The sequence below is a fragment of the Dyella sp. S184 genome (assembly GCF_009766065.1).
Classification (GTDB): domain Bacteria; phylum Pseudomonadota; class Gammaproteobacteria; order Xanthomonadales; family Rhodanobacteraceae; genus Rhodanobacter.
The window spans coordinates 118,045-141,012 of sequence record NZ_LMUE01000005.1 but is presented as its reverse complement, the minus strand read 5'-3'; the positions used below and the strand labels follow the sequence as shown (position 1 = coordinate 141,012).

General features: G+C 62.4%; 12 protein-coding genes. 7 read left to right on the top strand and 5 right to left on the bottom strand.

Annotation, left to right across the window (positions count from 1 at the left end):
• Positions 1–196: 196 nt before the first annotated feature.
• From gyrB to dnaA, 4 genes are all read right to left on the bottom strand, one after another.
• Complete coding sequence (gene gyrB / locus GSQ75_RS10555) at positions 197–2,629, bottom strand: DNA topoisomerase (ATP-hydrolyzing) subunit B (RefSeq protein WP_158754765.1); 2,433 nt, start codon at positions 2,627–2,629, stop codon at positions 197–199.
• Between the two features lie 97 nt (positions 2,630–2,726).
• Entirely contained in the window at positions 2,727–3,806 is a 1,080-nt protein-coding gene (gene recF / locus GSQ75_RS10550; protein WP_158754763.1) for a DNA replication/repair protein RecF, read from the bottom strand.
• Positions 3,807–3,901: 95 nt separating this feature from the next.
• Complete coding sequence (gene dnaN / locus GSQ75_RS10545) at positions 3,902–5,002, bottom strand: DNA polymerase III subunit beta (RefSeq protein ID WP_158754762.1); 1,101 nt, start codon at positions 5,000–5,002, stop codon at positions 3,902–3,904.
• Between the two features lie 255 nt (positions 5,003–5,257).
• Positions 5,258–6,595: a chromosomal replication initiator protein DnaA gene (dnaA, locus tag GSQ75_RS10540; RefSeq protein ID WP_158754760.1), complete on the bottom strand. Its 1,338-nt coding sequence runs from the start codon at positions 6,593–6,595 to the stop codon at positions 5,258–5,260.
• Between the two features lie 191 nt (positions 6,596–6,786).
• Between dnaA and rpmH the strand changes: the two genes are divergently transcribed.
• From rpmH to GSQ75_RS10515, 5 genes are all read left to right on the top strand, one after another.
• The gene (gene rpmH / locus GSQ75_RS10535; RefSeq protein ID WP_008211413.1) at positions 6,787–6,921 is read left to right on the top strand and encodes a 50S ribosomal protein L34; all 135 of its coding nucleotides are present in this window, start codon (positions 6,787–6,789) and stop codon (positions 6,919–6,921) included.
• 15 nt (positions 6,922–6,936) lie between these two features.
• Entirely contained in the window at positions 6,937–7,317 is a 381-nt protein-coding gene (gene rnpA / locus GSQ75_RS10530; RefSeq protein WP_158754758.1) for a ribonuclease P protein component, read from the top strand.
• 87 nt (positions 7,318–7,404) lie between these two features.
• Complete coding sequence (gene yidC / locus GSQ75_RS10525) at positions 7,405–9,126, top strand: membrane protein insertase YidC (RefSeq protein WP_158754756.1); 1,722 nt, start codon at positions 7,405–7,407, stop codon at positions 9,124–9,126.
• A gap of 80 nt (positions 9,127–9,206) precedes the next feature.
• Entirely contained in the window at positions 9,207–10,550 is a 1,344-nt protein-coding gene (mnmE, locus tag GSQ75_RS10520) for a tRNA uridine-5-carboxymethylaminomethyl(34) synthesis GTPase MnmE (protein WP_158754754.1), read from the top strand.
• A 25-nt stretch (positions 10,551–10,575) separates the two neighbouring features.
• Positions 10,576–11,871 carry an MFS transporter gene (locus GSQ75_RS10515; protein ID WP_158754752.1) on the top strand — a complete coding sequence of 432 codons (1,296 nt, stop codon included), beginning with the start codon at positions 10,576–10,578 and terminating at the stop codon, positions 11,869–11,871.
• Here GSQ75_RS10515 and GSQ75_RS10510 read toward each other — a convergent pair whose 3' ends face one another.
• On the bottom strand, positions 11,872–12,798 hold the full coding sequence (locus GSQ75_RS10510; RefSeq protein WP_216840666.1) for an AraC family transcriptional regulator: 927 nt from the start codon (positions 12,796–12,798) through the stop codon (positions 11,872–11,874).
• Between the two features lie 694 nt (positions 12,799–13,492).
• Between GSQ75_RS10510 and GSQ75_RS10505 the strand changes: the two genes are divergently transcribed.
• Both GSQ75_RS10505 and GSQ75_RS10500 read left to right on the top strand, forming a co-directional pair.
• Positions 13,493–14,308 (top strand): sulfotransferase, encoded by an 816-nt coding sequence (locus GSQ75_RS10505; RefSeq protein ID WP_158754748.1) that lies wholly within the window; start codon positions 13,493–13,495, stop codon positions 14,306–14,308.
• A 138-nt stretch (positions 14,309–14,446) separates the two neighbouring features.
• A complete protein-coding gene (locus GSQ75_RS10500; RefSeq protein WP_158754747.1) occupies positions 14,447–22,717 on the top strand; it encodes an autotransporter-associated beta strand repeat-containing protein in 8,271 nt (2,756 codons plus the stop codon).
• The last annotated feature ends 251 nt before the right edge of the window (positions 22,718–22,968 follow it).

Below are 22,968 nucleotides of genomic sequence, written 5' to 3'. Positions count from 1 at the left end.
AGCGTAACCCGAGCCGACAAGTGATAACAAGTCGCACCGCCGCATAAAAGATTGTTAAAAATCAATTACTTGGCGGTTTGTGCTGATATCTCGCACACCTTTTCGCGTGGTCACGGCGATTCCATGACCGCGACATGGTGTTTCGCAGCGACCGGCATGCGCGAAGACAGCCACGGGAATCCCGCGGCGTGGCCCCTCAGATATCCAGGTTTGCGACCTTCAACGCGTTCGCCTCGATGAAATCGCGGCGTGGTTCGACCGCCTCTCCCATCAGCATGGAGAACATCTGATCGGCGGCGATCGCATCCTCGACACCGACCTGCAGCATGCGGCGCGTTTCCGGATTCACCGTGGTTTCCCACAGCTGCTCCGGATTCATTTCACCCAAGCCCTTGAAGCGCTGGATGCTGCGGCCCTTTTTCGCCTCGTCCAGCAGCCAATTGCGCGCCTCGACGAAGCTGAGCACGCCACGCGAGGCATTGCCCCGGCGCACCACCGCGTCGGGCTGGATCATGCCGGCGATCTGCTGGCTGATGGCCAGGATCGGGCGGAACTCGTTGCTGCTGAAGAAGGGCTGCGGCAGGAACCAGGTATGGCTGAGTCCGTGCTGTTCGCGGACCACCTCGATGGCGGCCAACTGCTCGGCGTGAGCCGAACGCAGCGACAATTTGTAAGTTGGCTTGCCCAGACCACTGGCGGCCAGCCGCCGCTCAGCCTGTTGCAGCCAAGCCTGCATCGCAGCCGGCTTGGCCCACAAGGCCGGCTCCAGCGGGGTGTGCTCAAGCAAGGCCGTCAGCATGGTGACGTCGAAACGATGCGACAGCTTGGCGATCTGATCCTGCGCCTGCTGGTAGCCGCGCAGCAACTTCTCCAGCGCCTCGCCGGTGATCGGCGGTGCATCCGGGCTGTAAGTCAGCGCCGCGTTGTCGACCGCGCTGGAGATCAGGTAATCATTCAGCGCGGTGTCGTCCTTGATGTACAGCTCCTGCTTGCCCTGCTTGACCTTGTACAGCGGCGGCAGGCCGATGTAGATGTGGCCGCGCTCGATCAGCTCGGGCATCTGGCGGTAGAAGAACGTCAGCAGCAGGGTACGGATATGCGAGCCGTCGACGTCCGCATCGGTCATCAGGATGATGCGGTGATAGCGCAGCTTGTCGGGGTTGTACTCGTCCTTGCCGATGCCGGTGCCGAGCGCGGTGATCAACGTACCGACTTCGGCCGAAGCCAGCATGCGGTCGAAACGCGCTTTCTCGACGTTGAGGATCTTGCCCTTCAGCGGCAGCACGGCCTGGGTCTTGCGGTTGCGACCTTGCTTGGCCGAACCACCGGCGGAATCACCCTCGACCAGGAACAGTTCGCACAGTGCCGGATCCTTCTCCTGACAATCGGCGAGCTTGCCGGGCAGGCCGGCGATGTCCAGCGCGCCTTTGCGGCGGGTCATCTCGCGCGCCTTGCGGGCAGCTTCACGGGCACGCGCGGCGTCGACCACCTTGGAGGCGATCGCCTTGGCCTCGTTCGGATGCTCCAGCAGGAATTCGCCGAGCTTCTCGTTGACGACCTGCTCCACCACCGTCTTCACCTCGGACGAGACCAGCTTGTCCTTGGTCTGCGAGGAGAATTTCGGGTCGGGCACCTTGACCGACAGCACAGCGATCATGCCTTCGCGCATGTCGTCGCCGGACAGGGTGACCTTGGCGTTCTTGGCCAGGCCCGATTTTTCGATGTAGCTCTGCAGCGAACGTGTCAGCGCAGCGCGGAAACCGGTGAGATGGGTGCCGCCGTCGCGCTGCGGAATGTTGTTGGTGAAGCAGTACATCGACTCCTGGTAGGAGTCGGTCCACTGCATCGCCACTTCCACCGTGATGCCGTCCTGCTCCGAGACCAGGCTGATCACGTTCGGGTGCAGCGCGGTCTTCAGCTGCGCCAGATGCTGCACGAACGAGCGGATGCCGCCCTCGTAGGCAAACGTGTCATGCCGACCCTCGCCCCGCTCGTCATACAGATCAATGGTGACGCCGGAATTGAGGAAGGCCAGCTCGCGCAGGCGTTTGGCCAGGATGTCGTAATGGAATTCGATGTTGCTGGTGAACGTGGCCGGGCTGGGCAGGAAGCGCACCAGGGTGCCGCGCTTGTTCGACGGGCCGACTACCTTGAGCGGATACAGCGGCTCGCCGAGCGAATATTCCTGCAGATGCTCGAAACCGTCGCGGTAAATCGTGAGCCACAAATGTGAGCTCAGCGCGTTCACCACCGACACGCCCACGCCATGCAGGCCGCCGGAGACCTTGTACGAATTCGCGTCGAACTTGCCACCGGCATGCAACACCGTCATCACCACTTCGGCGGTGGAACGGCCTTCTTCCGGATGGGTATCGACCGGAATACCGCGACCGTTGTCGCTGACGCTGACCGAGCCATCGTCGAGGATTCTGACGATCACCGTGTCGCAATAACCGGCCAGCGCCTCGTCGATCGCATTGTCGACGACCTCAAACACCATGTGATGCAGGCCAGTGCCGTCATCGGTATCGCCGATGTACATGCCGGGGCGCTTGCGCACCGCTTCCAGGCCTTTCAATACCTTGATGTTGCTCGAATCGTAGTGGGATTCGTTGAGGGATTCGTTCATGCGTCGACCGTTTCCTGGCGCCAGCGACCCGCCCGACACGGCGCCGTGAATGGCCGGGCTAAGGGTTATGCACTCTTTGTGAGAGGCAACCTTCCGATTATAGCAGGCGCGCCAATTGACCTTGTTCCACGTGGAACACGCGCTTGGGGAGCTCGCGCAAGGCCTGCGGTACCTCGGTGCCAGTCAGCAATACCTGCGCGTTCGCCGTGGTCAATTGCGCCACCACGGCTGCCTGATGGGCCTGATCGAGCTCCGAGGCCAGATCATCCAGGCACACCACCGGCCACTCACCGCGGCGTTCCGCATACAACTCGGCTTGCGCCAGCATGCAGGCCAACGCGGTGAGCTTCTCCTGACCGCGTGAAAGGTGTTCGCGTAACGGCGCCTGTTCAAACGCGATCGACCAGTCGGCCCGATGTGCGCCGAGCGTGGTGTGCCCCCGCGCCAGATCCCTGCCCCGTTGTTCGCGCAGCTGCTGGGCCAGGTCCACCTCCTCTGACCAACCGCGGCGATAGCGCAGCTCCTGTTGACCGAGCTCCGGCAACAAGCCGTCGATGCTGGAAAGCAGCTTCGGGCGCAACAGATCCAGGTAGGCCCGGCGCTGCCGGTCGATCTGGTGGGCGGACTGTGCCAGTTCTGCCTCCCATGGTGCAAAAAGCTCATCGGAAGCTGTTGTTGCCGAACGCAGCAGGCTGTTGCGCTGCTTCAGCGCGCGCTGATAGCGGCGCCAGCTGGACAGAAAGTCGTGTTCCACGTGGAACACGCCCCAGTCGAGGTACCGCCGGCGTTCCTCCGCCGCACCAGCAATCAGCGCATGCGATCCCGGTTCAAAGCAGACTACGGCGCATTCGTGCACCAGCTGTCCGATCGTGACGCCCGCCCCATCCACCTTGGCTTCCCAGCGCGCACCGTCGCGGCCCAGGCCCAGGCGACAGGGGCGTTCGTCGGCATGGCGCAATTCGGCGAATATCGACAATTGGGATGCGCCTCGCTGCAGCAAGGCCTCTCTTGCCCCGCTGCGAAATGAACGGGCATGCGACAACAGGAAGGCCGCTTCCAGCACGCTGGTCTTGCCTGCTCCATTCGCACCGACGAACACGTTGATGGCGGGACCCAGTGCGATGCCGATATCCGTCAGGCAACGCAAGCCGCGAATGCGCAACTGTTCAAGCCGCATTGACGCGGCTCCACATGCAAGAACGCCGGGGAACCTGATGGCTACCCCGGCGTTGCCTGCTTTTACTGAAGATGGTGACGACCATGCAGTGGCCGTCAGAGCCGCAACGGCATGATGACGTGGCGCGCGTGTTCGCTGTCATGCTCCTGCACCAGGCAGCTGGACTGCGCATCGCGCAGGCTGAGCCGCGCCTTGTCGCCGCGCAGCGCGGCCAGCGCATCGAGCAAGTAACCGACGTTGAAGCCGACGGCCAGATCCGACACGTGGGTGTCGGCCTCGACTTCCTCGACCGCCTCTTCCTGCTCGGGGTTGTGCGCCACGATGCGCAGCTTGCCCGGCGACAGTTCCAGCCGAACACCACGGTACTTCTCGTTCGAGAGAATCGCGGCACGCTGCAGGGCACCGCGAAGTACCTCGCGGTCCAGAACAGCGTTCTTGTCGGCGCCGAGCGGGATCACCGCTTCGTAATCCGGGAAACGGCCGTCGATCAGTTTGGAAGTGAACACCACATCGCCGCGGCGTACCCGCAGATGGTTGCGGCCAAACTCCAGCTCGACCTGACCTTCGCCGGTTTCCAGCAAGCCGATCAACTCGTTCACACCCTTGCGCGGAATGATGATCTGGCGGCGTGTCGTCACCGTGCTCTGCAACTGAGTTTCCTTCATCGCCAGGCGGTGGCCATCGGTGGCCACGCAGCGCAAGGTGTGTTCCTGGAGATCCAGCAGCATGCCGTTGAGGTAATAACGTACGTCCTGGTTCGCCATCGCGAAAGCCGTGCGTTCCATCAGGTCGCGCAGCACTTCCTCGGGCAGGCTTACCTTTTCCACCAGCTCGATTTCATCGATGGTGGGGAATTCGCTGGCAGGCAGGGTGGTCAGCGTGAACCGGCTGCGGCCGGCACTGAGTGCCACGCGGTCACCGTTGAGCTTAAGGTCGATCCTGGCGCCATCTGGCAGTGCACGCACGATGTCGAACAGCTTGCGCGCAGGAATGGTGATCTCGCCATCAGCCAGTTTCTCGGCATCCGCCGTGGCCACCATCTCGACTTCCAGATCCGTACCGGTCAGCGAGAGTCGGTTGTTGGCAACCTTCACCAAAAGGTTGGCCAATACGGGCAGCGTCTGGCGTCGTTCAACGACACCGACCACTTGTTGCAGTGGCTTTAGCAGCGCTTCTCGTTGGATGCTGAATTGCATGGTTTGGCTTCCCCTTCTGTTGCTGTTTTGTCTTTAAAAGAAGTTTAGTGGTTGTAGTAGGCGCTGTGGGTAACTTTTTTTCTTCACTATTTCTTTAAAAATCAGCATGTTGGATGAAAACTTGGCTGTGTCTGAAGTTGCTGCCTGACGGTGGGCTATTTGTGGATAACTTCAGAGGTGAATCCATCCACCCATTATCCACAGCTTCGACCCCCGGTTATCCATAAATTTTGCGCGCGTGCGCAGAAAAACGACTCAGCCGGTCAAGGTGCGGATCAACTGTTCCCAGTCCTGCCGCATGCGTGGATCGGTTTCGATGAATTTGCGGATCGTCTTGCAGGCGTGCATCACGGTGGTGTGGTCACGACCACCGAACGCCTCGCCGATTTCCGGCAGGCTGTGCTCGGTCAATTCCTTCGACAGCGTCATCGCGATCTGGCGCGGCCGTGCCAGCGAACGTACGCGTCGCTTGGACAGCAGATCCTGCAGCCGCACGTTGAAATATTCCGCGGTGATCTTCTGGATGTTCGGAATCGTGATCGCCTGGGCATGCGTGGCGAGCAGATCGCGCAGGGTTTCCTCGGCGAAATCGGTGGTGATCGGCTTGCCATAGAAATTCGCGCGCGCCGCCAACGTGTTCAGGGCCCCCTCGAGGTCGCGCACGTTGGAGCGGATGCGCTTGGCCAGCAGCATCGCCACGTTCTCGTCCACCGCCACGCCCTTTTCGTGCGCCTTGGCCAGCAGGATCGCTGCACGCGTCTCGAAATCCGGTGGCTCGATCGCCACGCTCAGCCCCCAACCCAGACGCGATTTCAGCCGCGGCTCCAGCTTGTCCACTTCCTTCGGGTAGCGGTCGCAGGTCAGGATGATTTGCTGCTTCGACTCGAACAGCGCGTTGAAGGTGTGGAAGAACTCTTCCTGCGTGGTGTCCTTGCCGGCAAAGAACTGGATGTCGTCGATCAGCAACGCATCGACCGAGCGGAAGCGCCGCTTGAACTCATCCATGCTCTTGGTGCGCAGCGCCTCGATCATCGAGCCGACGAACTGCTCCGAGCGCAGATACAGCACCTTGAAGCTCGGATTGATTTCACGCATCAGGTTGCCGGCGGCGTGCATCAGATGGGTCTTGCCCAGTCCGGTGCCCCCATACAGCAGCAACGGGTTGTAGGCGCGGCCCGGGTTCGTCGCCACCTGCATGGCGGCGGCCTTGCCCAGCTGGTTGGACTTGCCTTCGACGAAGGTTTCGAAGGTGTAGTGCGGATCCAGGTTGTGCGCGAACGTCGGTGCGGCCGACGGCTCGGGTCGCGCGCGCGGCGGGGCAACCGTTGGCTTGCTCACCGTGACAACTCGTGCCGAATTGGAGCCCACATCCAGCCGCACCGGCCATGGTCTCCCGGTCAGCAGCAGCAAGACCGCCTCGATCCGCGACAGATAGCGCTCGCGCACGGTGTCCAGCGTGTAAGAATTTGGCGCAAACAACTGCAGCGAGTCGGCATCGTCGCGTGCCTGCAAGGGCATCAGCCAGGTATGCAGGTCTTCGGCACTTAAATCGCCTTCGAGACGCTCAAGGCAGCGCCGCCACAGATCACTCATGGATAGTTTTCAGCCACTTAGCTTGGCGCTTTCGCGCGGGGAATGGGCTAGTCTAGCAGCCGCCACCGCGCGACTACCGAAAGATATCCACATGAGTATCCACAGGCCGCTGTCAAGCGACATTTGACAGCGATGCCGGATACCCGACATACTTTCTGACCTTTTTATCCACATTCCCTTCGGAGTAAGCCATGAAGCGGACCTTCCAGCCCAGCAAGCTCAAGCGCGCTCGCACGCACGGTTTCCGTGCTCGTATGGCCACGGCCGACGGTCGCAAGATCCTCAACGCGCGTCGCGCCAAGGGTCGCAAGCGCCTGATCCCGTAAACCAGGGTAGCGAGCATGCCAACCGCCGGGTTGCCGCGCGAGGCGCGGTTACGTCGGCCTGGTGAGTTTGCCGCCTTGCGGACAAGCAGCGGACGCGCAGGCGGCCGCTGTTTTCATTTGCGTTATCGCAACAACGAACTGGGTCACGCCCGGCTCGGGCTGGCGATCTCCAAGCGTGTCTCCAAGCGTGCGGTGGAGCGCAACCGCATCAAGCGGCTGCTGCGCGAATCGTTCCGGCGCATCCAGCACCAGCTGCCAGCGATCGATCTGATGGTGATGGCACGTGAGCAGGCGGCTGGCGTACCCGGTCCGCAATTGCTGGCCGAACTCGATGGATTGTGGAAAAAGCTGCTGACGAACCGACCCGAGATCCCCCCAGCCATTGAAGCGGGCTGACGCCACCTCCACAATTGTGCGTTGCCCTTTCTCCTTTTGCCCTCCGCGGCGTTCAAGTGTCGTGGCGTTACCCGGATCTGCTACGCGATGAATCAAACGCGCACCTTCCTCATGTTCGCCCTGTTTGCGGTGGGCTACCTGCTGTTCCTGGCCTGGGAGAAGGACTACGCGCCGCCGCCGGTCGTGGCCGCCAGCACTTCCACCAGCGCGACCGCGGACGGCAGTGTGCCTGGCGCCATCCCATCGGCAAGCACAGCATCCAGCAGCGTCTCGGCGATCGGCAACGCTGGTGCCGATGCCGCCCATGCGCCGGCGCAACTGATCTCGATCACCACCGACGTACTGCAGCTGACCGTGGACACCCGCGGCGGCAGCCTGGTGCATGCGGATCTGCTGGCGTATCCCAACGCACCGCGTACCCGCAAAGAGCCCAGCCCGGCGCCGACCACGTTGCTGGATAACGACCCAACGGAATACTTCGTTGCGCAGAGCGGTCTGGTCAGCAGCAGCGATACCGCCGCGCAGGATCAGCCGAACCACCAGGCCGTGTTCGAGAGTGCAAAGACCACGTACACGATGGCCGATGGGCAGGATGAGCTGAAGGTCGACCTGACCTGGCAGGACGCCGCCGGCCTCAAGGTCACCAAGACCTACAGCTTCAAGCGCGGCAGCTACGTGATCGGCCTGAGCCAGCGCATCGACAACGGCGGCAACCAGCCATGGACCGGCAATGCCTACCAGCAGCTGCTGCGGGTCGCGCCGGTGGCTACCGGCAACTGGTTGACCAATATGTCCCACCCGGAGTTGCGCGCCTTCCAGGGTGCCGCCTGGTACACCGGCGAGAAGTTCCAGAAGTTGCCGTTCAAGGATTTCAAGGAACCGAAGGATCAGCTCGACAGCCAGATCAAGGGTGGCTGGGCGGCAATGCTGCGGTTGTACTTCTTCGCCGCATGGATCCCTCCGGCCGATCAGACCGAGCACTACGTCACCGAGACGATCAACCCCGACAGTGCGCAGCCGCACTACCTGATCCGTGCGGTCGGTCCCGCGCTGAGCGTGGCGCCGGGGCAGAGCACGACCACTGATGCGCGCCTGTACCTCGGCCCGAACGTGCAGGGCACGCTGGACGCGATCGCGCCGGGGCTGAACCTGACCATCGACTACGGCATGTTCAAGCTGATCGCCGTGCCGATGCATGCGGTGTTGTCCTTCCTGGATGGAATCGCCCACAACTGGGGCCTGTCGATCATCCTGCTGGTGCTGCTGATCAAGGGCGCGACCTGGAAGCTGACGGCAGTGCAGTACAAGTCCAGTGCCAAGATGCGCAAGCTGGCGCCGCGCATCCAGGCGCTGAAAGAGCGTTACGGCGACGACAAGCAGAAGATGCAGCAAGCCACCATGGAGCTGTACAAGAAGGAGAAGGTCAACCCGATGGGCGGCTGCCTGCCGGTACTGATCACCATGCCGGTGTTCTATGGCCTGTATTACGTGCTGACCTCCAGCCTGGAACTGCGCCATGCGCCGTTCCTGTGGATCCCGGATCTGAGCGCGCACGACCCGCTCTACATCCTGCCGATCATCTACGCGCTGGTGATGCTGGGTACGCAATGGTTGAACCCGGCCGCCGCGGGCATGGATCCGGCCCAGGCCAAGATGATGAAGGTCATGCCGCTGCTGTTCACGCTGATGTTCGCGTTCTTCCCCGCCGGCCTGTGCCTGTACTACGCCGTCAACGGCCTGGTCGGTCTTGGCCAGCAGTGGTGGGTCACCCATCACGTCGATCGCGACGACACCCTCAAGGCAGCCTGAGCGCATCCGTGTTCGAGCAACACCTAGTCAGCCGCGATCGGATCACCGTCGCGGCTGACTTCGTTTAGAGTCATCGCATCATGTCCGACCATACTGCCGAGACGATTGCCGCGATTGCCAGTGCGCCCGGTGCGGCGGGTGTCGGTGTGCTGCGGGTATCCGGTCCGCAGGTGCCCGCCATTGCGCAGACCCTGCTTGGTCGCGTGCCACAGCCACGTCATGCTCATTTCGCCGCGTTCCGTGATGCCAGCGGTGCACTGATCGATCGCGGCCTGCTGCTGCACTTCCCTGCCCCCGCTTCGTATACCGGCGAACACGTGCTGGAACTGCAAGGCCACGGCAGCGCCGTGCTGCTCGACTTGTTGCTGCGCCGCGTATGCGAACTCGGCGCACGACTGGCGCGACCCGGCGAATTTACCGAGCGCGCGTTCCTCAACGGCAAGCTCGACCTGGCCCAGGCCGAAGCTGTCGCCGACCTGATTGCCGCGCGCTCGCAGGCCGGCGCACGCGCCGCACTGCAGTCGATGGAAGGCATGTTCTCGCGCAAGGTCGAAGCGCTGCTGCAGGCGTTGATCACGCTGCGCGTGCATATCGAGGCAGCAATCGATTTTCCGGAAGAGGAAATCGATTTCCTTGCTGACCCGGCGATCTCCCGCCAGCTCGAAGCGCTGCGCGTGGAACTGGCCGAGCTACTACGTGAAGCGCAACGTGGCCTGCGCCTCAACGATGGCCTGCGCGTGGCGATCATCGGACGCCCGAACGCCGGCAAGTCCAGCCTGCTGAATGCGCTGGCCGGCAGCGATCGTGCGATCGTCAATGCCGCCGCGGGTACCACCCGCGACGTGCTGCGCGAAAACCTCAGCCTCGACGGCATCGCACTGGAACTGGCCGACACCGCCGGCCTGCGCGAGACCGACGATGAAGTCGAACGCGAAGGCGTGCGCCGCGCGCATGGTGAACTGGCGCGTGCGGACGTGGCACTGCTGGTCACCGACACCAACTATGCGGCCGACTTGCGCTTCTTCGACGGGTTGTCCGCCATGGTCGAACGCGTGGTACTGATCAACAAGATCGACCTCGACCACACGCCTGCCCGCCATCATCAGTGCGACGGCATGCATTGGCTATGGGCATCGACGAAAACCGGTGAAGGCCTCGATACCTTGCGCGAACACCTCAAACGACTGGCCGGTGCCGGCAGCGGCGAAGGCGCCTTCAGTGCACGCCGCCGCCACGTGCTTGCGCTGCAGCAGGTCGCCGCACAGCTCGATCACACCGCTGCCGTACTCTCCAGTAGCAGCGCCGGCGAACTTGCCGCTGAAGAACTGCGCCACGCGCAGCATACGCTCGGCGAGATCACGGGCAGTTACAGCAGCGATGACTTGCTGGGCGCAATCTTCGGATCGTTCTGCATTGGCAAGTAGATTCGTATCCAGATCGGCAGCATCCATGCACGATGCTGCTGGCAAGCTGACCTACGCCGGCTTCACGCGAGTCATCGCGGCGATCGTGATCGGCAACGGCTTCATCACCTACGACTTCACGATCTATAGCCTGTCAGCGGCAATGATCGGCAAGCTGTTCTTTCCTTCCAGCAGTCCGGTGTCGTCCCTGCTGTTGTCGCTCGCCACGTTCGGTGCCGGCTTTGTGATGCGCCCGCTGGGTGCGATCGCGATCGGCCATATTTCCGACAGCCGCAGTCGCAAGGCAGGCATCGGGGTAGCGCTCACGCTGATGACGATCAGTACCTGGATGATCGCGTGCATGCCGACGTATGCGTCGATCGGTCCCGCTGCGACGATACTCATCGTCGTTGCGCGATTGATGCAGGGGCTTGCTGCTGGCGGGGAGATTGGGCCGGCATCGACCTTGCTCATGGAGTCGATTGGGTATGAGCGCCGCTGCTTCATCGTCAGCTGGCGCGGCGCCAGCCAGGGCATGGCCGCCTTGGTGGCGGCGCTGATTGCGGCAAGTACCACGGCCTTGCTTTCACCCATGACCATGCAAGGTTGGGGTTGGCGCATTCCTTTCGCGCTGGGCGGCCTGATCGGTCCGGTCGGCTGGTACTTGCGTCGCCGCCTGCCGGCGGGTTCCGACCAACCACGCAGAAAGTTCATGCCCGGCCAGTTGTTCGCGGAGCACGGGCGCCCGCTTGTCTACGGCATCCTGATGATGGCGGCACCGTCGGCGAGCTTCTACGTGACGGTGTTCTACATGCCGAGTTATCTGGTCCAGTCACTGCACTGGCCTGCTGCGATCAGTCTGGTGACGGCCTGTCTCTCCGGTCTCGTCATCCTGGTGGTGACGCCGCTGGTCGCTAGCGTTGCCGACCGTCATGCGAGCCGGAAGACGCTGCAGTACCTGACCCTCGTGGCGTCATTGCTGGCGACCTATCCGGTCTTCTGGGCACTGACCCATGGCGTCGGCCACGTCGCTGCGCTTGGCATCATTGCGGTCTATGTGGCGTTTTCGCTGAACAATGCCGGCGCCAGTTCGGTGTTGATGCTCGAGGCACTACCGCGGCATCGGCGCGCGGCAGGCCTTTCGGTGACCTACAGCGTAGGCGTGGTCATCTTCGGCGGCTTTTCACCGTTCCTGGTCACGTGGCTTATCCATGTGACCGGCGATGTCATGATGCCCGCGTGGTATCTGATCGCCGCGACCGTTATCACGCTTTTTGCGCTGAACCGGTTTCCTGAAAATATCGGTGCACGGGTTCTGTCACACCAGAACCGTGCTTGCTGATTAACTCGGCGCCAGAATTTGCTGCAGGTCGATCGCCCGCGCACGCATGTCTTGTGGATTCATGGAGAACGCGCGACGGAAGGCTCGGGTGAAATCCGATGCGCTCTTGAAGCCGAGTCCATAAGCGATCTCGATCACCGGGAGATGCGGGAAGCGCACGAGTTCATCTGCAGCCGCGCGTAACCGGCAGTGGCGGATATAAGCACCAAGCCCTCCTTCGTGCTCGAACCAGCGATAGATCGTGGCGCGCTTCAGGTGCAATGCGTTGATCACATGCGTGGGAGTCAGATTGCTTTCATGCAGGTTGGCCTCGACGAAACGCCGTACCCGTCTCATCACGGCAGCCTGAATGGCCGCACGGTCGGCACCCGTCAGGCGGGACGCCTTCCTGAATCCGGCGACGAGGAGTTCGGCGCTCGCGCGCAACGCGACGGTCGCGCCGTCGGCGTCGAGCCTTGATATTTCACTGCCGACCGTGGCGACGTGATCCAGAATGAGACCGGCAAGTGGCGAACCCAGCGGCAGGACGCGACCATGAATCGACGCACCATCAGGCAGGCCGGCATCCACGAAGGTTCTTGGCACGAACAGGCTCAGTACGCGACAGGCTGGTCGGTCGACATGAAACGGCTGGCTCATGTCGAATGCAATGATCCCTTTTGCCGAGTCCACCGCACTGCGCTTCTTGCGAATGCCCGCCACGTTGCCGGCATCACCTTCGAGAAAGAGGTGAAAGACATAATCTCGGCGAGAGTCGGTGGAGACCCGTGCCACCGAGCGGTCGAGCACGATCGCGTCGGTGCGGCAGTCGGAAAAAGCCATGCCGTTGACCGCATAAAAATCAATGTTCCCGCTGAATCCTTCAGCCAGCTGCTGTTTCGACGGTAGTACGTCGACCACATGCCCAACGCGCTTGCGCCAGGCCAAGACCTGCGCATTGGCAGGCAAGGCGCGCGTGCTGAAGCTGGTGGTGTCGATACGTGGGCACTGCACGTCAGCGTCAGCGGGTCGATGCGTCATGGAGCGTGGAGTCATGGAGGCATTTGACGAACGAAAGGAACGGTTTGCGTAAAGCGGCCCTGGCAAACGTTTCGTGCGCAGCCGCTGAATCCGAAACCGAACCAAGCAAAGATCATACCAATAAGGATGATATGAGGCATGGCCGTTTCGCTATCGACTCAGATGACCTTGGCATGGTGCGAACGTCCTGGCTGCTGGTGAGGTTCGCCACCATTGCAGGCAGCGTATGACTGTGTACGTCACCTCTCGCCCCAGAAGCGATGTTCACGTGTGTGACGTTTGCTCGGCGTGGCCATCGCTGGTCGACCAGGCTTGAGGCAGGTCCTCGATCAACTCGACATCTCTGGCGAATTTGTCTTTGGCATAGAGATTGCCAGCCATAAAAACTTGCCCTTGGGAAGTGAGACGCAGGGTCAAGCGTGCTGGATTTATGTGTCGATACTCACAGAAAAAGATATTGGTCGTGTCCGCACGACTCAGCTCTCAAAACAAGGATGGCATCCCACCCCATAGCCGTTGCCTGCGTGGATTCGACGGATCCAGCTAAGCGGCTTCATTGGATGTGCCGGGATGCCGCGTAGAAATTGCTGCAGGGGGAAGGATGGGACGCCGGCTTCACTTCATTTCAGGCCTGCCCAGATCGGGCTCCACACTGCTTGCGGGTCTGCTTGGTCAAAATCCGCAGTTTCACGCGGGCATGAGCGGCCCGGTCGGCGGCCTGTTCAACACGCTGCAAGGCGAGATGAGCGGCCGCAACGAGTACTCGGTGTTCATCACCGACGCGCAGCGCCGCCGTGTTCTGGAAGGCCTGTTCGATGCCTACTACGCCGCGGATCATCCGGCCGAGGTGGTGTTCGATACCAACCGCATCTGGTGCAGCAAGCTGCGTGTGTTGAGGGAGCTGTTCCCCGCCGCCAAGGTGATCGCCTGTGTGCGGCACATGCCGTGGATCATCGACAGCATCGAGCAACTGGTGCGCAAGAACGCGTTCCAGCCGTCCTCCATCTTCAATTACCAGCCCGGCGGCACGGTGTACTCGCGCGCCGAAGGCCTCGCCAACGGTGATGGCATGGTCGGCTTTGCCTATAACGCGCTGAAAGAGGCGTACTACGGCGAGGACAGCGCGAATCTGCTGCTGCTGCAGTACGAGACGTTGACCAACGATCCGGCCAAAGCGATGAAAGCGATCTACGACTTCATCGGCGAACCGGCCTTCGCCCACGATTTCGACAACGTCAGCTACGACGCCAACGAATTCGACCTGCGAGCCGGCACGCCAGGTCTGCACACCGTGCGCAAGAAGATCGAAGCGCGCGAGCGCCGCACCATCCTGCCGCCGGACGTGTTCCGCCGCTTCGAGAACGACGCCTTCTGGCGCGATTCCAACCTCAATCTGCGTGGAGTGCGCGTGGTCTGAACCGACCCCACGGGCGAGACATGCCCGCGATCTGCTTCCACCAAACCTTTTTCTTTTGCTCCGGGCAGGCGTCGCCTGCCACGCATCACTCAAAACCTATCAGCGAATTGATTCGCGAACCTTCAGGGGACTTCACCAATGAACCGCATCTACCGCATCGTCTTCAACCGCACGCTCGGCGTGCCACAAGTCGTCTCCGAGCTGGCCAGTGCGCCGGGTGGTGCCGTGGTCGGCGCTGTAGATACGTTGCCGAAGGTGGGCCTGAAGTCGCGCCTGTTGACGGCGGCAGTGGGTCTGGCACTGGCCTCGGTCGCGTTACCGACGTGGGCGCAGAGCTGTGCGACGACGTCGGGAACAATCAGCACGTCATGCACGGGAGGAACCAGCGCAAGTGGTGGCAACGATCAGAGTACGGGCACCAGCGCCCCCGGGCAGTCGCCTTCGGTAAGCGGTAGTGGTACCGGTGGCAATGCAACGGTAGCTGGCACCGGAGGTTATTTTGGCGGTAACGGTGGCGCGGGTCTCGCTGGTCCTGGAACGATCCGTGGTAGTACCACGAATAGTGGCGCAGGCGGCGGCGGCGGCGTTTACGGCGGCGGTGGTGGCAGCGGTTGGGGATCTGTTGGGGGTGCCGGTGGCGCACCGGCAATTCTGGCTACAGGAAATCTTACCGTTGCTAGCGGCGTTACTGTTCAGGGTGGCAGCGGCGGTAACGCATCTTTGGCAGGTTCGATCGGATCTGGAGCTGCCTATTTTTACGGCGGTGGCGGCGGTGGTGGCGCAGCAGGGGTGGCTGTTGCGATAAGTAATAGCACGTTGATCAATAACGGTGTGATCAACGGCGGAGCCGGTGGTACTGGTGCTTACAGCGCGGCCTTGAGCGGCGGCGGCGGTGGCGGCGGCATGGGTGTTAGCGTCAGTGGATCGGGCAACCAGATACAAAACAACGGAAGCATCACGGGCGGCGCGGGTGGTGCCGCAGGCGTGGCTGGAGTTATCAGCGGTGTAGTCTACGGTGGCATCACCCCGCAGGCTGGTGGTGGCGGCAGTGGCGGCGCCGGCCTCAGCGTTACCGGCAATAGCAACACGATTAACAACAGTGGAAGCATCGCCGGTGGTGCGGGTGGCTTCGGATCAATTGTTGGTACGGGTGGTGTTGGCGTCGGTATATCCGGCAATGCCAACCTGCTGATCACTAGTAGCAGCATCAGCGGCGGCTTGGACGGCAGCGGCGCCAATTCCGCCGATGCAGTGGAAATCACCGGCAGCAACAACACGCTGGAGCTCGATAGCGGTTACAGCTTCACCGGCAACGTGGTTTCCACGGCCGGAAACGGCAACGTACTCGCACTAGGCGGCAGCACTGGCGACAGCTTCGACGTTTCCAGCATCGGCGGTGAATTCACGGGTTTCGACAGCTACGCAAAAACCGGCACCAGCACCTGGACCTTGACCGGCACCACGACGGCAGTGACACCGTGGACGATCAGCGGCGGTACGCTGTCGGTGTCCTCCGACGCCAGCCTCGGCGACGCCAGCGGCAGCCTTACGTTCAACGGAGGCACGCTGCAATTCGGCAGCAGCTTCAATCTCGCCAGCACGCGTGCGATCACGCTCAATGCCGGCGGCGGAACCATCGACACCAACAGCTATGCCACGACGATCTCGCAGGCGATGACCGGTAGCGGCGGCCTCACCGTGACAGACAGCGCGGGCAGTGGCACGTTGACACTGACCGGTGCCAACACCTACACCGGCAGCACCACCATCAACACCGGTGGCACGCTGGCACTGTCCGGCACGGGCAGCATCGCCAGTTCCAGCGATGTCACCGCAAATGGCACGTTCGATATCAGCAACACGACCACCGGCGCATCCATCGTGTCGCTGGATGGCAGCGGCAATGTCAACCTGGGTACACAGTCGTTGTCACTGACTAACGCCAGCGGTGCCTTCAGTGGCGTCATCAGCGGGAGCGGAAGTCTCAACGTGGCAGGTCCCATTGAAATCCTCTTGGGCGAAAACACCTATACCGGCGGTACGACGGTCGGCAGCGGCACTGATCTGCTCATCGGTGACCAGGGGACGACCGGTTCCATTGTCGGTAACGTGACCAACAACGGTTATCTGCTTTTCGATCGCAGCGATGCCATCACGTACGCTGGCGTGGTCAGCGGTACCGGCGGGCTCTATCAGTACTCCGCCACAGGTACCCTCACGTTGACGGGTGCCAGCACGTTTACCGGAAATGCCGCGATCTTCGGCGGCACATTGGCACTGAGCGGCAACGGTAGCGTTGCGGACGCATACAACGTCATTGACTACGGCACATTCGATATCAGCAACACGACCAACGGCGCATCGATTACGTCGCTGAACGGTAACAGCAGTGGCAACGTCAATCTCGGTGCACAGACATTGACGTTGACCAACGCATTCGATGAGTTTGACGGCATCATTGCCGGCAGCGGCGGCCTCACGGTAGCGGCGGGCAACGAAACCTTGACCGGCACGAATACTTACACGGGCGACACGACGATCAGTGGCGGCACGCTGGCGATCACCAGTGGTGGTAGCGTGGCCAGCACCGCGAATGTCATCGACAACGGCGCGTTGATCGTGGACGGCGTTGGTTCGAGCATCACCGCGACTGGCGGCGGTACGCCGTTCCAGGTCGGTAGCAACAACGGCACCGGCAACGGCAGCCTGACGGTGAGCAATGGTGCATCAGTCACCAGCGACGGCGAACTCAATATCGGCCAGAACGCGGGCGATACCGGCACGGTGACCGTCACCAGCGGTGCGCAGGTGGTGGCGGCCGCTAGCATCAATGTCGGCAAGTACGGCAGCGGTACGTTGACGGTCTCCAATGGCGGTTCGGTCAACAGCAGCTTCCTCTCAATCGCCGACCAGGCAGGTTCGACCGGCACGGTGACCGTGACGGATGCAGGCTCATCGGTAACGGTTGAACCAGGCGGCCAGATCGTGGTCGGCAACCATGGCGGCAACGGCACGCTGACCATCGCCGACGGCGCTTCGGTGACCGGCGACAGCGTGTCGATTGCGGCGGATGCAGGCTCGATCGGTGTGCTGAACATCGGTGCGGCCGCAGGCAGTGCCGCGACGGCCGCGGGCACACTGAATACGAGTACCGTCACGTTTGGCGCGGGCACCGGCTCCCTGGTGTTCAACCACACCGATACCGGCTACACCTTCGATCCGACGATCAGCGGTAATGGTACCGTCGATGTGCTGGCCGGCACGACAATACTTACCGCAGACAACACCTACAGCGGTGCGACCACGATCAGCGGCGGTACGCTGGCGTTGAGTGGCAATGGCAGCATCGCCGATTCCAGTGTCGTCACGGCCAATGGCGTTTTCGATATCAGCGGCACGACCAACGGCGCATCCATCACGTCGTTGAACGGCAACGGCAACGTCATGCTGGGTACGCAGTCATTGTCCCTGACCAATGCCAACGATACGTTCAACGGTGTGATCGCGGGTAGTGGAGGGTTGGTTGTTGCGGCTGGTCAGGAGGTGCTTGACGGCGTCAACACCTACCTCGGTGCGACGACCGTCCAGGGCGGCACGCTGCTGATCGGTGACAGCGCCAATCCAGGTGCGTCGATTGCCGGTGATGCCAGTGTCGAAAGTGGAGCCACGCTGGGTGGCTTCGGATCGATAGGCGGCAGCGTGGATGTCGCCAGCGGCGCGCATCTTGCGCCGGGCGTTGCCGGCAGCATCGGCACGCTGACGGTTAACGGCAACCTGACAGTGGCGCAGGGCGGCATCCTCGATTACGAGTTCGGCGCTCCGGGTGCAGATTTTGGCACGGCTGGCACCGGCGACCTGGTCACTGTCGGCGGCAACCTGACGCTCAATGGCGCAACGCTCAACGTCAATGCCGATCCTGACTTCGGCCCGGGTCTGTACCGACTGTTCAACTACAGCGGTACGCTGACCGAAACCAACGGCGGCATCTCATTCGGTACTGTTCCAACTGGCGACACGCTGTCGATCCAGACGCTGACGACGGACAAACAGATCAATCTGGTCAACACCGGTGGCGAAACACTCAATATCTGGAACGGCAACGGCCTGGCGTCGCCCACGCAGATGGGCGGCGGTACGGGTACGTGGTCGGTAACCTCGTCAAACTGGACCGACATCAATGGCGACGTGTCGGCGGCGATGAGCCCGCAGCCGGGCATCGCGATCTTCGGCGGCGCCGCAGGCACGGTTACCGTAGACGACAGCGCTGGTGCGGTATCCGCTACCGGCTTGCAGTTCATGACCGATGGCTACGTCATGAACGGCGATGCGTTGACGCTGGTCGCCGATGCCAAGGGCAACGCACCGGTCATAAACGTTGGTGATGGCACCACGGCTAGCGCCAGCGATGTCGCCACGATCGACAATGTGTTGCAGGGCACTGACGGCCTGGTCAAGAACGACTACGGCACGCTGATTCTCAACGGTGCGTCCACCATCAGCGGCGCGTCGGCCGTCGAAACGGGCGAGCTGGACCTGGACGGCAATGGCAGCAGCTTCATCGGTGGATTCACTCTGTCTACCGGCACCACGTTGGCGGTTGGCGGCGCAGGTGTCAGCGTCATCGGCATGGGCGGCGCGCACGGCAGCAATGGTGGCAGTTACAAATACGGCCCTGGCGGGAATGGTTCCGCGGGCAGCGTCGGTGGCGTAGCCGTCAACGGTGCCGGTTTCACCTTCAATAACAACGGAGTCATCGCCGGCGGCGCGGGTGGTGCTGGTGGTGTCGGTGGCTATGGCGGTTTTCTCAGCGGCAGTCAGAGTGGTGGTTCCGGTGGTGCGGGCGCCTATGCGGGTGCAGGCGTGAGTGGCAGCGGTTTTAGCCTGGTCAATACGGGCCAGATCAGTGGCGGTCAGGGTGGTGCTGGCGGCTACGGCGGCCATGGGTCCCTCGGCAAATACAGCAGCACGAATAATCCTGGCGGCGCAGCGGGTGCCACCGGTGCCGGCGGTGGTGGCGCCAGCGGCATATACGGGACGGGCTTCACGCTGACCAACAACGGTAGCGTCGCCGGTGGCGCCGGTGGCGTCGGCGGCGCGGGTGGCAGCAGTGGCCATGGTGGTGATGATTCCTCGGGCAACGGTGGCGACGCTCCTTCCGCCACAACGGGTGGTAATGGCGGCAACGGTGGCAGTGGCATCGCCGGCACGAGCTTCACGACGAACAATGTGGCCACGATTACGGGCGGCGCAGGCGGCAACGGTGGCAACGGCGGTGCTGGTGGCTATGGCGGCGCCTCCTTTTCCACCAATGGTTCCAATACGGGTGGCGCAGGCGGCAACGGTGGCAACGGTGGCAACGGCGGCAACGGCGGTGCGGGCGTGTCGGGAACGAGCTTCACGCTGACCAATAGCGGCAGTATTCAAGGTGGCGTCGGTGGCAACGGTGGTATCGGTGGCGCCGGTGGCGCCGGTGGCTATTCCAGGAATGGGCAGACTGGTTCGTCCGGCGCCAACGGTCAGGCCGGCAACGGTGGCCAAGGCGGCGCTGGTGTCAGTGGCGCTGGCTTCCAGCTGAACAATACGAGCAGCATCACGGGCGGCAATGGTGGTACGGGTTATGCCGCGGGTGCCGGCGGTGTCGGTGTCGTGTCGACAGGTGGTTCCACTGTGATCAACAGCGGCACGATCGCTGGTGGCATCAGCGGTGACGGCGCGACGCAGGCGGACGCAGTGGATTTCAGCGGTGGCGGCAATACGCTGGAGATCGATGCGGGCTACGCCTTCACCGGCAACGTAGTGAGCAGCAGCGGCACCACAAACGGCGGCGATACGCTCGCTCTGGGCGGCACGACCAATGACAGCTTTGATGTGGATCAGCTGGGTGCTGCCGGCAGCAGCGTGCAGTACCAGGGTTTTGCCAACTACCTGAAATCGGGTACTAGCACCTGGACGCTGACGGGCACCGGCAACGCCAGCGAAGCGTGGACGATTACCGATGGCACGCTGGCAGCCAATACCGGCAGCTTGGTCGGCAACGTGACGTTTGCGCCAGTGACCGGGGGTTCGGCCAGCGTGGACTTCGACCAGACCATCGATGGCACGTATGCCGGCGTGATCTCCGGTGACGGTTCGCTGAGCAAGACCGGCGGCGCGGCACTCATCGTCACGGGCGACAACACTTATACCGGAGGCACCACGATCAGCGCGGGCACCTTGCAGATTGGCAACGGCGGCACGAGCGGTGCGGTCGCCGGTCACATTCTCGACAATGCTGCACTCGTGTTCGATCGTTCGGACACGTTGATCAACAGCGGTGCCATCAGCGGCAGCGGCAGCCTGACGCAGTCGGGCACCGGCACGCTGGCGCTGACCGGCAGCAATACCTATAGCGGTGGCACCACGATCAGCGCCGGTACGCTGCAGATTGGCAACGGTGGCACGACCGGTTCGGTGGCAGGCGCCATCGTCGACAATGGTGTGTTGGCGTTCGATCGTAGCGACGCGGTGAGTTTCGGTAACATCGTCTCCGGCAGCGGCAGTCTGCTCAAGATCGGCGCGAACAGCCTGACTCTCAGCGGCATCAATAGCTACACGGGCGGCACCTCGCTCAATGCCGGCACCCTGGTGCTCGGCAATGCCTCGGCGATCAGCAGCGGCACGCTGGCCATGGCTGAAGGCACCACGCTGGATTTCACCAGTGGCTTCACGCTGGCCAACGCGATCACGTTGAGCGGAGATCCCACCATCAATGTGAGCACGGGCTTGACGACCACGTTGGCGGGTAGCATCAGCGACGGCACGCAGGCCGGCGATTTGGTGAAGACCGGCGCCGGCAGTTTGGTCCTGACCGGTACCGACACCTATACCGGTAGTACGGAAGTGGCCGCTGGGATTCTGAATGTTCAGGGCAGCCTTGCCAGCAGTGTCAGCGTCGATAACGGCGCTACGTTGGTCGGTACGGGCAGCATGGGTGGCATGACGATTGCCAGCGGCGCCACGGTGTCGCCGGGTGGCAATGGCGTCATCGGCACACTGACGGTAAACGGCAACGCGAATCTGGCGGCGGGTTCGACGTATTACCTCGATGCGACCGACACCGGCAGCAGCGACCTGATCCATGCGAGCGGTACGGCCACGCTTGGCGGCGGTTCGGTCGTCTCGATGGAGGCGGGCAGCAACTGGAATACGTCGATCAAGTACACGATCCTCACCGCCGACAGCGGCGTCAGTGGCACCTTCGGTAGTGCGACGTCGAACTTCGCGTTCCTGACGCCGACGCTGAGCTACGACGCTGACGATGCATATCTGACGCTGGTGCGAAACAGCACCGCGTTCCCGGCAGTCGGCGTGACACCGAACGAGATCAACACGGGTGCGGGTGTCGAGGCGCTGGGATCGGGCAATGCGATCTATAACGCCGTGCTGCCGTTGTCAGCCGATGCGGCGCGAGGCGCGTTCAACGAACTGGCGGGCGACAGCCTCGCCAGTACGCGCACCGCGATCATCGACGACAGTCACTATGTGCGTGATGCCATCAGCGACCACCTGCAAGGTATGCAGGGTGCGAACGCGATCGGTCAGCAGGCCGATGCGCAAGGCAGCGTGTGGGCCAGTACCTGGGGCCATGGCGCTAACCACGACAGCGACGGCAATGCGTCAAGCCAGAGCAGCAACGGCAGCGGCCTGCTGGTAGGTACCGATAAAACCTTGGGCGCGTGGCGTGTGGGCGCGGTCGCCGGTGCAGGTGAGCTGTCCAACAGCAGCACCGAGAACAACGCGGCCGATGCGCACAGCACCAGCACGGTGCTGGGTCTGTACACCGGTGTGGATCTGGGTGCGTGGCAGTTCCAGGGCGGTGCGGCACACAGCTGGTATGAGACCAGCAGCCGTCGCTACTTCGACGTACCGGGCCTGGGCAGCCTCGCCGCGGCCAAGTACGACACCGGGGTTACGCAAGCGTATGTCGACGGCGGCTACAAGTTCAGCTTTGCCACCAGCAGCTTGACCCCGTTTGCCACCTTGGCACGCGTGTGGATTCATCAGGATGCCATCAGCGAAGGCGGCATCGCCGGGCTGGATGTGCAGGCCAACGGCAGCAGCGTGAATTACGGCACGGTGGGTGTGCGTGCGGCGTGGGCACCGAATGCCTGGACGCAGTGGTTTGCGAGCGTGGGTTACCAGCACGCCTGGGGTGACCTGGCCTCGGTCGATCAGCAGCGTTTTGCCAATGGCGGCACGGGTAGCTTCTCCGTCGCCGGTCTGCCGGTGGCGGCGAATGCCGAGGTTGCTGACATCGGCATACGTTTCCCACTGGGCAAGAACGTCACGTTCGACGCGAGCTACCACGGCCAGTTCGCCAGCCAGACCAAGGATCAGGGTGCACGGATGGTGCTGAACGTCAGTTTCTGATGCTGACCACCCTGCTCCACGTTTGTCGGAGCAGGGTGCAGGACCGCACTTGTGAATCACAAGCATACGTACGCAAGGAAGCTGGTCATCGGCGGCGTGCCTCAGGGTCGGTGTCTTCTCTGAAGGTGGGAAGACACCGGTGTGGAATATGTTCGTGAAGGACTGGTGGCACCAACAGTAGTTTCCAGAGCGCCCGGTGGGCGCTCTTTTTTTGTTCGTCGTCGGTGCTGGCCTCGTGCTTGTCGGCTCGT

Excerpts from the sequence above, each read along its gene's own strand:
- rpmH (WP_008211413.1), top strand. The coding sequence starts at position 6,787 with ATGAAGCGGACCTTCCAGCCCAGCAAGCTCAAGCGCGCTCGCACGCAC.
- yidC (WP_158754756.1), top strand. The coding sequence starts at position 7,405 with ATGAATCAAACGCGCACCTTCCTCATGTTCGCCCTGTTTGCGGTGGGC.
- GSQ75_RS10500 (WP_158754747.1), top strand. The coding sequence starts at position 14,447 with ATGAACCGCATCTACCGCATCGTCTTCAACCGCACGCTCGGCGTGCCA.
- rnpA (WP_158754758.1), top strand. The coding sequence starts at position 6,937 with ATGCCAACCGCCGGGTTGCCGCGCGAGGCGCGGTTACGTCGGCCTGGT.
- GSQ75_RS10515 (WP_158754752.1), top strand. The coding sequence starts at position 10,576 with ATGCACGATGCTGCTGGCAAGCTGACCTACGCCGGCTTCACGCGAGTC.
- dnaA (WP_158754760.1), bottom strand. The coding sequence starts at position 6,595 with ATGAGTGATCTGTGGCGGCGCTGCCTTGAGCGTCTCGAAGGCGATTTA.
- GSQ75_RS10505 (WP_158754748.1), top strand. The coding sequence starts at position 13,493 with ATGGGACGCCGGCTTCACTTCATTTCAGGCCTGCCCAGATCGGGCTCC.
- dnaN (WP_158754762.1), bottom strand. The coding sequence starts at position 5,002 with ATGCAATTCAGCATCCAACGAGAAGCGCTGCTAAAGCCACTGCAACAA.
- mnmE (WP_158754754.1), top strand. The coding sequence starts at position 9,207 with ATGTCCGACCATACTGCCGAGACGATTGCCGCGATTGCCAGTGCGCCC.
- recF (WP_158754763.1), bottom strand. The coding sequence starts at position 3,806 with ATGCGGCTTGAACAGTTGCGCATTCGCGGCTTGCGTTGCCTGACGGAT.
- gyrB (WP_158754765.1), bottom strand. The coding sequence starts at position 2,629 with ATGAACGAATCCCTCAACGAATCCCACTACGATTCGAGCAACATCAAG.